Origin of the sequence: Brevundimonas sp., from assembly GCF_023259385.1 — a bacterium.
Classification (GTDB): domain Bacteria; phylum Pseudomonadota; class Alphaproteobacteria; order Caulobacterales; family Caulobacteraceae; genus Brevundimonas.
Genome location: NZ_JAHFPF010000139.1, coordinates 1 through 9,236 on the forward strand (window position 1 = coordinate 1; position 9,236 = coordinate 9,236).

General features: G+C 68.8%; 10 protein-coding genes. 3 read left to right on the forward strand and 7 right to left on the reverse strand.

Annotation, left to right across the window (positions count from 1 at the left end; all coding sequences use genetic code 11):
* Positions 1–511 (reverse strand): phosphoribosylaminoimidazolesuccinocarboxamide synthase (locus Q0C81_RS11490; protein ID WP_291837761.1); only part of this gene is annotated, 511 nt, incomplete at its 3' end.
* A gap of 274 nt (positions 512–785) precedes the next feature.
* On the opposite strand from Q0C81_RS11490, the gene Q0C81_RS11495 reads away from it, so the two are divergent.
* Positions 786–1,109 carry a DUF1476 domain-containing protein gene (locus Q0C81_RS11495; protein ID WP_291837765.1) on the forward strand — a complete coding sequence of 108 codons (324 nt, stop codon included), beginning with the start codon at positions 786–788 and terminating at the stop codon, positions 1,107–1,109.
* A gap of 77 nt (positions 1,110–1,186) precedes the next feature.
* On the opposite strand, the gene Q0C81_RS11500 is transcribed toward Q0C81_RS11495, so the two are convergent.
* From Q0C81_RS11500 to purB, 4 genes are all read right to left on the reverse strand, one after another.
* Positions 1,187–1,807, reverse strand: coding sequence for a fasciclin domain-containing protein (locus tag Q0C81_RS11500; protein WP_291837768.1), 621 nt, complete (start codon positions 1,805–1,807; stop codon positions 1,187–1,189).
* A 95-nt stretch (positions 1,808–1,902) separates the two neighbouring features.
* The gene (locus Q0C81_RS11505) at positions 1,903–2,418 is read right to left on the reverse strand and encodes a DNA-deoxyinosine glycosylase (RefSeq protein ID WP_291837770.1); all 516 of its coding nucleotides are present in this window, start codon (positions 2,416–2,418) and stop codon (positions 1,903–1,905) included.
* Complete coding sequence (locus Q0C81_RS11510; RefSeq protein ID WP_291837773.1) at positions 2,405–3,136, reverse strand: 2OG-Fe(II) oxygenase family protein; 732 nt, start codon at positions 3,134–3,136, stop codon at positions 2,405–2,407. Before Q0C81_RS11510 ends, Q0C81_RS11505 begins: the two co-directional genes overlap by 14 nt.
* Positions 3,136–4,437, reverse strand: coding sequence for an adenylosuccinate lyase (gene purB, locus Q0C81_RS11515; protein ID WP_291837775.1), 1,302 nt, complete (start codon positions 4,435–4,437; stop codon positions 3,136–3,138). Before purB ends, Q0C81_RS11510 begins: the two co-directional genes overlap by 1 nt.
* Positions 4,438–4,562: 125 nt before the next feature.
* Between purB and Q0C81_RS11520 the strand changes: the two genes are divergently transcribed.
* A complete protein-coding gene (locus Q0C81_RS11520; protein ID WP_291837778.1) occupies positions 4,563–5,207 on the forward strand; it encodes a glutathione S-transferase in 645 nt (214 codons plus the stop codon).
* A 185-nt stretch (positions 5,208–5,392) separates the two neighbouring features.
* Here the strand turns inward: Q0C81_RS11520 and Q0C81_RS11525 are convergent, their stop codons facing one another.
* Together Q0C81_RS11525 and Q0C81_RS11530 are read right to left on the reverse strand one after the other, a co-directional pair.
* Positions 5,393–7,060 (reverse strand): lytic transglycosylase domain-containing protein, encoded by a 1,668-nt coding sequence (locus Q0C81_RS11525; protein WP_291837782.1) that lies wholly within the window; start codon positions 7,058–7,060, stop codon positions 5,393–5,395.
* A gap of 149 nt (positions 7,061–7,209) precedes the next feature.
* Positions 7,210–8,004 (reverse strand): uracil-DNA glycosylase, encoded by a 795-nt coding sequence (locus Q0C81_RS11530; RefSeq protein ID WP_291837785.1) that lies wholly within the window; start codon positions 8,002–8,004, stop codon positions 7,210–7,212.
* 94 nt (positions 8,005–8,098) lie between these two features.
* Between Q0C81_RS11530 and Q0C81_RS11535 the strand changes: the two genes are divergently transcribed.
* Positions 8,099–9,236 (forward strand): NAD(P)-binding protein (locus tag Q0C81_RS11535; protein WP_291837789.1); only part of this gene is annotated, 1,138 nt, incomplete at its 3' end.

Below are 9,236 nucleotides of genomic sequence, written 5' to 3' on the forward strand. Positions count from 1 at the left end.
CGACGGCGCCGAACATGCCCGACAGATAGTCGTTCACCCGCACGGTCATCGCCAGGATGTCGTCCAGCTCCTGGGTCGAGGCCCAGTTGAAGGCGGTGATGTGCTCTTCGGTGACCATCGGGTCGTTGAGCTCGTCCTTCTTCAGGTAGAACTCGATGATCGAGCGGGGCAGGGGCGTGCCTTCCGCGATGCCCAGGCGCTGGCTCATCGAGCCGGCCACGACGTTGCGGCACACCACTTCCAGCGGAATGATCTCGACTTCGCGGATCAGCTGCTCGCGCAGGTTCAGCCGCTTGATGAAGTGATTGGTCACGCCGATGCCGTTCAGACGCGACATGACGAATTCGCTGATCTGGTTGTTGATGACGCCCTTGCCCTCGAGTTGGGCCTTCTTCTCGCCGTTGAAGGCGGTGGCGTCGTCCTTGAAATACTGGATCAGGGTGCCAGGCTCAGGTCCTTCGTACAGGATCTTGGCCTTGCCCTCGTAGAGCTTCTTGCGCTTGACGTTCATGGGGTCTCGTCCGGGCGGGGCCTCGTCAGAAACGAAAATCGCGCGGCCAGCGCGTAGGTCTGGTCAGCGCGATCCGGAATCGGGCGGGCGGGTAAAATCGTCGCGGTCTCCTTAGCGGAAGCCGGTGCTGGATACAAACGGCGGGCGTCGACGACACCGTCGTACGGCATGCCGCCGCAACCCGGCGGGTTCCGGTTGCGTTCGGCTCACGGGGGGCTATAGACACCCCGACGCGGCCACTCCCTGGGCCGCCTGACGGAGCCTGCGGACGCCCATGACTACCTTCGACGATCGGGAAAAGGGCTTCGAGTCCAAGTTCGCACTCGATCAGGAACAGGAATTCAAGGCCGTCGCCCGCCGCAACAAGCTGCTGGGTCTGTGGGCCGCCGAGAAGATGGGCCTGTCCGCCGATAGCGCCGCCCAGTACGCCGGAGCGGTCGTGAAAGCCGATTTCGAGCAGCCGGGCGAGGAAGACGTCTACCGCAAGATCGCCCAGGACCTCGAAGGCGCCGGCCTGACCGTCTCGGAAGGTGAAATCCGCCGCAAGATGGACGAGCTGTCGTCGGTCGCGCGCGAGCAGATCCGCAACGGCGAATAAGCCGACGCCTGAGAATGTAGAAAAGGCCGCCCCTCACAGGGCGGCCTTTGTCGTTTCAGGACGATATGGGTGCGGGATTACTTGGGCATCAGCACCGTATCGATGACGTGAACGATGCCGTTCGACTGGCCGACGTCGGCCTGCGTGATCGTCGAGCGACCGCCGTTTTCATCCGTGATGACCCAGGTGCCGTTCGGGCCCGCGGTGACGGTCAGCGCGCCGCCTTCTACGGTCGTCAGCGTCGCCGTGCCGCCGTTGGCCTGGGCTTGAGCGGCGATATCGGCGGCGGTCAGCCGGCCGGGGACGACGTGATAGGTCAGGATTTTGGCCAGGTCGGCCTTGCCTGCGGGCGCCATCAGGCTTTCTCGTGCTGCGACCGGCACCTTCTCGAAGGCGGCGTTGTCCGGTGCGAAGACGGTGAAGGGGCCCGCTCCGCCAAGCGTTTCGGCCAGACCGGCGGCCTGAACGGCGGCGACCAGGGTCGTCAGGTTCGACGCCTTGGCCGCATTGGTCACGATCGTATCGTTCGGGCTCATGGCGGCGCCGCCGACCATCGGGTCCTGCGTGGCGGAATCCGTCGCTTCGACCGCGGCCTTGTCGGCGGGTGCGGCCTCTTCCGCATTGCTGCAGGCGGCGATCAGAAGGGTCGAGGTGGCGGCCGCGGCGATAAGTGCGCTGTAGCGGGTGATTTTCATCATGATGCTTCTTCCTGAGATGACGCTCGGGGGCGGCGTCATGGAAGGCTTACGTTCCGAGTCCCGCATTGGATGGCCGCCGGGTCAATCGGACCGGATCAGGCTCTTTCGATCCAGGACCCCAACACCGCCCAGCGCGTGGCCTTTTCATCCCGGGCGAGCGTGTAGGCGGGGCTGGACGACGGCAGGTCGATCAGGGCCAGCCCCTCCACCCCTTCCAGAGAGCGCCGTCCGATCTTGGCCGCCGTCCCGCCGTTGAACGCCACGGCCCTCAACGCGGGCAATCCGGCGATGAGGCGCCTCAGGTCCGCCGTCTCGGCGTTTCGGATGTCCGCGTCCAGGCTGCCCTTGCGCTCGGCGCCCGAGATCACATCCCAAAGCCCGACGCGCGCCGCCCGCAGCGCCTCCAGCCGATCAGGGTAGGGAAGGCCGGCCAGGTCGCGCCCGACCACCCCGCCGACCAGCCGCCAAAAGGCGTTCTGTGGATGGCCGTAATACTGCCCGGCCTGCAGCGAGGCGTCGCCGGGCAGGCTGCCCAGAATCAGCAGGCGAGTGTCGGCGTCCACGACCGGATCGAAGGCGCGCTTGCGCGGCCCGTCTTCAGCGCCCGGCATTTCTCATCCAGCCGACGACGGACAGCCGCGGCCCCTGGGCGTAGGCGGCCACAGGGGCGACGGAGTGATACTGGGGGACGTCGAACAGCGTCAGGGTGTTCCAGCGCGGAGCGTGGCCGCGGATCACGTCGCCGGCCGCATCGTGGAACAGCAGCTGGCCGCCCCAGTCGGCGCGCCACGTCCGGGTCAGGCCCAGCGTATAGGCCACCAGCCGGTCGCTGGCCTCGGAGCCGACGTCGTTGTGCAGGCCGATGAAGTCGCCGGGCCGGTAGCGGGTCAGCTGGCCGTCCGCCTTGACGATGTCCTGCCGTCCCGTGACGGTCACGCCAAGCTTCACGAAGGCGTCGTTCAGGAACTCGGTCAGGCCGTGGATCGGATGCCCCGGATCGCGGCCGGCCAGATAGGCGGTGATCAGCGGATAGGCTAGGTACAGGAAGCCGTAGCCGGCGCCCGCCTTGGTCATCATCGCGCGCAGCCGCTGCTGCAGGGCCGCGTCGCCCTGGGCCACGATCTGGTTCCGGTTCAGCACGGCGGGACGGCCGTCCTCGCCCTGGAAGGCCAGGTCCCAGTCGATGCGGGTCTCCAGCAGCGTCGCGAGATACTCCGCCGTCTCCGGCTCGAAGATGTCGGCGATCTGGACCCATCCGTCGCGTTTGTAACTCGCCGCCGCGGCGGCTAGGTCCAGGTCGGGATTGATCCGGATCGGCGGATTGCTCATCAGTCGGCGCCGAATACCCGGGCGAACACCGTGTCCACGTGCTTGGTGTGGTAGCCGAGGTCGAACAGGGCCTCCAGCTGGCTTTCCGGCAGGGTCACCCGCGCGTCGGCCTTCAGGAAGTCCAGGAACCGGCCCTCGCCGCGCCAGACCTTCATGGCGTTCTCCTGCACGGCGGCATAGGCGTCCTCGCGGCTCACCCCCGCCTGCGTCAGGGCCAGCATGACCCGTTGCGAGTGCACCAGCCCGCCCAGCAGGTCGATGTTCTTCTGCATGTTCTCGGGATAGATGTTCAGCCGCTCGACCACGTTCGCCAGGCGGTGCAGGGCGAAGTCCAGATGGATGGTGGCGTCCGGCCCGATGCCGCGCTCGACCGACGAGTGGCTGATGTCCCGCTCATGCCAGAGGGCGACGTTCTCCATCGCGGGCACGACCGCCGAGCGGACCAGACGGGCCAGGCCGGTCAGGTTCTCGGTCAGGATCGGGTTGCGCTTGTGCGGCATGGCCGACGAGCCCTTCTGGCCCTTGTCGAAAAATTCCTCGGCTTCGAGGACTTCCGTGCGCTGCAGGTGGCGGATCTCGGTGGCCAGGCGCTCGATCGACGAGGCGACCACGCCCAGCGCTGCGAAGAAGGCCGCATGACGGTCGCGCGGGATCACCTGGGTCGAGACCGGCTCGACCTGCAGGCCCATCTTCTCGGCCACATAGGCCTCCACCGCCGGATCGACGTTGGCGAAGGTGCCCACGGCGCCCGAGATGGCGCAGGTGGCGATCTCTTCCTTGGCGGTCAGCAGGCGGCGCTTCGCCCGCTGGAACTCGGCGTGATAGCCGGCCAGCTTCAGGCCGAAGGTGATCGGCTCGGCGTGGATGCCGTGGCTGCGGCCGACTTCCGGCGTGAACTTGTGTTCCTTGGCGCGGGTCTCCAGCGCGGCCAGCACCCGGTCGACGCCGCCGATCAGCAGGTCCGACGCCCGCGCCAGCTGCACGGCGAAACAGGTGTCCAGCACGTCCGAGGAGGTCATGCCCTGGTGCAGGAAGCGGGCTTCCTCGCCCACGATTTCCGACACATGGGTCAGGAAGGCGATGACGTCATGCTTGGTGGTGCGCTCGATCTCGTCGATGCGGTCGGCGTCGAACACCGCGTCCTTGCCCTTGGCCCAGATGGCCTCGGCGGCGTCTGTCGGAATCACTCCCAGCTCGGCCATCTTGGTGGCGGCGTGGGCCTCGATCTCGAACCAGATCTTGTACTTGGTCTCTTGCGACCAGATGGCGACGGCGTCGGGGCGGGAATAGCGCGTGATCATGGATGCGCCGTGTCGGTGCGGGGGGCGTCCGAGTCAAGCGTCGCTTGTGTTCCCGGCCAACAAACTCGGTCGCGCGCGGCCGCCGTCCGTCCTATGAGCGGTGCAACTGACGGAGGGGACTTCTCATGGAACTGATCATCGGCCCGCGCCTGTATTCGACCTGGTCCCTGCGGCCCTGGCTGGTGCTCAAGCGCTGCGGCGCGGACTTCGTCACCACCGAGATCGACATCTATTCCGAGGCCGGCCAGATCGAGCTGGCGCGCATCTCGCCCTCGCGCCTGGTCCCCCTGCTCAAGGTCGACGGCGAGACCGTCTGGGACTCCATGGCCATCTCGGTCTGGGCGGCCGAACGCTATCCGGAGGCGAAGCTGTGGCCCGCCGACGCCCACGCCCGCTGGCTGGCCCGGTCGGCGGCCTGCGAGATGCACGGCGGCTTCACGGCGCTGCGAACCCACTGCGGCATGGGGCCGGATCACACCATGGTCGGTCCGGACCGTTCGCCCCTGCCGTCCGATCCGGGGCTGGAGCGCGACATCCGCCGGCTGGTCTCGCTGTTCACGGAGATGCGCGGCCGCTTCGGCGCCGGCGGGCCCTATCTGTTCGGAGCATGGTCCGTGCCGGACGCCTTCTTCACCCCGGTCGCCACCCGCTTCCGCCACTTCCAGGTCGATCTGGCCGACTTCGGCGACGACGGGACGGCCCAGGCCTACTGCGACGTCCTGCTGGCCCAGCCCGACTTCCTGGAATGGGCGGCCGAAGCGTTGCGTTAACCGCACACCCGAACCCGACCTTAAGACAACGGCGGTATGTCTGGAGCCCGATGAACGCCGGCGCGTTCGAGGTCCGTCATGTCTATGCAAGCCGAACAGCCCGTCGCCCGTCGTCCCAGCCTGCTGGTCTATGGCCTGCTGATCGTCGTCGCCTGCTGCCTTCCGGCCCTGCTGCTGGCGGGGATCTAGCCGCCCGTCGGCTGCACCGAGGCCACTTCCAGCGGCTGCGCCGGAGCGGGCGGAGGCGGCGGCACGTAATCCAGGCTCAGCGGGGCCAGGGTCGCGCCTCCGGCCACGGCGTCCAGCGTATTCAGCGGACGGCCGTTCATGCGCTGATAGATCCAGTAGGCCGCGACCACCTTCTCCACGTAGTCGCGGGCCTGGGGCACGTCGATCGTCTCGATCAGCAGCAGCGGGTCGGCGTCCGGTCCCAGCTTGCGCACCGCCGCCATCATCGGCCCGGGCCCGGCGTTGTACGAGGCCGCGACGCGCAGCAGGTCGCCGTTGATCTCGGGCAGGGCCAGCACGCGGTTCACATAGGCCTGGCCCATACGGGCGTTGACCGACGGATCGAACAGCCGGTCCGGCGCGCTGACGAAGCCGCGGTCGCCCGACAGCTCGGCCGCGGTGGTCGGCATCACCTGCATCAGGCCATAGGCCCCGGCGCCCGAGCGGGCGCGGGCGTTGAAGCTCGTCTCCTTGCGGGCGATCGCATAGACCAGCGAGCGTTCGATGGTGAAGCCGCCCTCCGGCTCGATCACCGGCTGGGCGTAGTTGTTGGCGTCGATGCGGCGGACGTCGTTGTCCGACCCCATCACCCGCGGGCCCAGCGCGCGGCCCAGCGCGGCCCACAGCTGGCGAGCGCGGTCGGTGACGGCGGAGCGCATGCCGGTGCGCAGCTCGTCGCGGGCGTCGGTGCGGCGGCCGACCTCGTAGAAGGCCACGGTGCGACGCGCGCGCGGCTCGGACCGCACGAACTCTTCCAGCTCGTCGGCGTCGACCCCGACCGGTTCGTCCGGCGTATAGGCGGCCTGCTGCAGGGTCGCGGCGCCGTAGGGGCGCGGCCCCATGTTCTCGATGGTCGGTTCTTCGCCCAGCTGGCGCAGGGCGATCTGGCCGTAGAAGGTCGCCGGCCACATGGCGGCGCGGCGCAACAGCGGCTGCACCCGATCCTGCTGGCTCGACCGCGCGGCCGAGCGCGCGGCCCAGAAGGCGGCGCCGGCGCGAACCCAGCCGTCCTCGGTCGGATCGTTCAGCACGCGCTCGAAGGCGGTGGCGGCGGCGCCGAACTCGCCTAGCCGGTACTGGGCCAGGGCCACGGTCCACCAGTCGCCGATCTCTTGTCCGATGACCACGGCGCCGGCCAGGTCGTCGCGGTTCAGCGCGACGCGGGCGGCCTTCATCGGATCGCCCTCGGTGTTCTGGCCGGCGGCCGAGGCGGCGGCCCAGCTCCGGTTCGAGAAGCGGGACGGACGGCGCGGCTCGGGCGCCCCGTCAGGACGGCGGCGCAGGGCCAGATTGTAGGCGCGGTCGGCGCAGGGCAGGTCGTAATATTCCTCCAGCCACGCCGCCAGTTCCTCATAGGTGGCGGTGTAGTCGGCGTGGAACATCCGCTCGAACTCGACCTGGCCCAGCAGGACGCGGTCCTGGGCCTGCCGGGCCGAAGCGCGGGCGGCGTCCAGGTCTCCGCGGCGCAGCGCGTCGAAGGCGGTGGTGTAGCTCAGGCGGTCCGCGGCGCTCAGCGCGGACGGCGCGCGGCGGTCATCGTCGGAGGCGTGCGCCGCCGCGCCGAAGGCGGCGAGCGCGATGGCCAGCGTCGGCGCGAGGATCGCGCGGCGGAAAAATACAGGCACTGAGGCGGCCCCCCTGAGAGCGGTTGCGGGATCGTCTCGATTCGATCCTTTGGGCCGCTGTTCGTTCGGTCGTCAGGCCAGAAAGGCGCCACGGCCTCGACCCATGTCAAGATTTGCCCGATTTTTGGGGCGCTTTTGCGTCGCGAAGGTTAACGGGATTCGGAGGCGTCCAGCCGCGCCGCCAGCGCCAGCAGGTCGGCCCAGGCCGCCTTCTTGGCCATCGGAGTGCGCAGCAGGAAGGCGGGGTGGAAGGTCGGCAGCACAGGCGCCGAAACATTGCCCTCGGCCAGCCGCCATTCCTTCCAGTGCCCGCGCAGCCGCATGATGCCCTCGTCCGTCCCCAGCACCGACTTCGACGCCGCCGCGCCCAGCAGCAGCACGGCCTTCGGCTGCAGCAGGGCGAAGGCCCGCTCCACGAAGGGGGCGCAGGCGGCCTGCTCCGCCGGGGTCGGCGTCCGGTTGCCCGGCGGCCGCCAGAACACGGTGTTGGTGATGAACACCCGGTCCTTCAGCCCGGCCTCGGCCAGCATCCGGTCCAGCAACTGGCCCGCCTTGCCGACGAAGGGCTGGCCGCGCGCATCCTCGTCCGCGCCTGGACCTTCGCCGATGATCATGACCGGCGCCTGCGGATCGCCGCGCGAGAACACCGGCTGCCGCGCGCCCATGTCCTTCAGCGGACAGCCCGTGAAACCAGCGATGGCCTCGCCCAGCGCCTCCAGCGTCTCGGCTCCGGCGGCCAGGCGGCGCGCCTCGGACGCCGCATCGCCTACCGACGGGGCCGCCACCACCGAGGCGGTCGCCTTGGCCACGGCCTTCACGGCGGGCGGCGGGGCCACGTGGGTGCGGTCGACCGGCGCATCCTCGAAACAGCCGTCCACCCCCGCGTCGCGCCAGAAGGCGAGCAGGCTTTCGGCGGCTGCGGTGTCGAGAGTTGCGGCGTTCATGTCGGTCCGCACAGGGATAGTCCTTGACCGCCCCCGCGTCACCTTCCGATAAGCGACGGCAGGGAAGACCATACGCATAACGAGGACATCGGGCATGGCCGAAGCCGAGATCGAAGGCGGCGCGACGAACGCCTGGCAAGAGGCGGTGATCGACAAGCTGCCGCCCGCCGAGGCCCTGGCGGGCGTCGAGCGCGAGATCATGGAATATGACGTCGTCATAGTCGGCGGCGGGCCCGCCGGCCTGTCGGCCGCCATCCGCCTGAAACAGCGGGCGGAAAAGGACGGCAAGGACATCTCCGTCGCCGTGCTGGAGAAGTCCGCCGAGATCGGCGGCCACATCCTGTCGGGGGCCGTCATCGATCCCAAGGCGCTGAACGAACTGTTCCCCGACTGGAAGGAACGCGGCGCGCCGCTGGAGACGCCGGTCAGGAAGGACAAATTCCTGCTGCTCGGGCCGCAGGGCGTCGTGTCCCTGCCGATGTTCGCCTTCCCGCCGCTGATGCACAATCACGGCTGCTACATCGCCTCGCTGGGCAACGTCGCTCGCTGGCTGGGCGAGCAGGCCGAGGCCATGGGCGTCGAGGTCTATCCCGGCATGGCCGCCAGCCACGTGGTCTGGGACGAGCCGACCGGCCGGGTGAAGGGCGTCGTCGCCGGCGTTTTCGGCATCGACCGCGAGGGCAAGCCGACCGGCGAGTTCCAGCCCGGCATCGAACTGCACGGCAAATACGTCTTCATCGCCGAGGGCGTCCGCGGCTCGTTGGCCAAGACGATCATGGCCCGTCACAACCTGTGCGACGGCTCCGATCCGCAGAAGTTCGGGATCGGCGTCAAGGAGCTGTGGCAGATCCCGGCTGACAAGCATCAGCCGGGCCTGGTCCAGCACTCGACCGGCTGGCCGCTGGACGAGTTCACCGGCGGCGGCAGCTTCCTCTACCATTTCGGCGATCGCTACGTGACCGTCGGCTATGTGGTTCACCTGAACTACAAGAACCCCTTCATCTCGCCCTTCGACGAGTTCCAGCGCTTCAAGCACCACCCCTCGATCGCCGAGCACCTGGAAGGGGGCACGCGCGTCTCCTACGGCGCCCGCGCCATCACCGAGGGCGGATTCCAGTCGGTGCCCAAGCTGGCCTTCCCGGGCGGCGCCCTGATCGGCTGTTCGGCGGGCTTCGTGAACGTGCCCCGCATCAAGGGCAGCCATAACGCCATGAAGACCGGCATGCTGGCCG

What these genes read in the sequence shown, in the direction of transcription:
- purB (WP_291837775.1), bottom strand. Translation starts at nt 4,437, where the DNA reads ATGATCACGCGCTATTCCCGCCCCGACGCCGTCGCCATCTGGTCGCAA.
- Q0C81_RS11495 (WP_291837765.1), top strand. Translation starts at nt 786, where the DNA reads ATGACTACCTTCGACGATCGGGAAAAGGGCTTCGAGTCCAAGTTCGCA.
- Q0C81_RS11505 (WP_291837770.1), bottom strand. Translation starts at nt 2,418, where the DNA reads ATGCCGGGCGCTGAAGACGGGCCGCGCAAGCGCGCCTTCGATCCGGTC.
- Q0C81_RS11510 (WP_291837773.1), bottom strand. Translation starts at nt 3,136, where the DNA reads ATGAGCAATCCGCCGATCCGGATCAATCCCGACCTGGACCTAGCCGCC.
- Q0C81_RS11530 (WP_291837785.1), bottom strand. Translation starts at nt 8,004, where the DNA reads ATGAACGCCGCAACTCTCGACACCGCAGCCGCCGAAAGCCTGCTCGCC.
- Q0C81_RS11520 (WP_291837778.1), top strand. Translation starts at nt 4,563, where the DNA reads ATGGAACTGATCATCGGCCCGCGCCTGTATTCGACCTGGTCCCTGCGG.
- Q0C81_RS11500 (WP_291837768.1), bottom strand. Translation starts at nt 1,807, where the DNA reads ATGATGAAAATCACCCGCTACAGCGCACTTATCGCCGCGGCCGCCACC.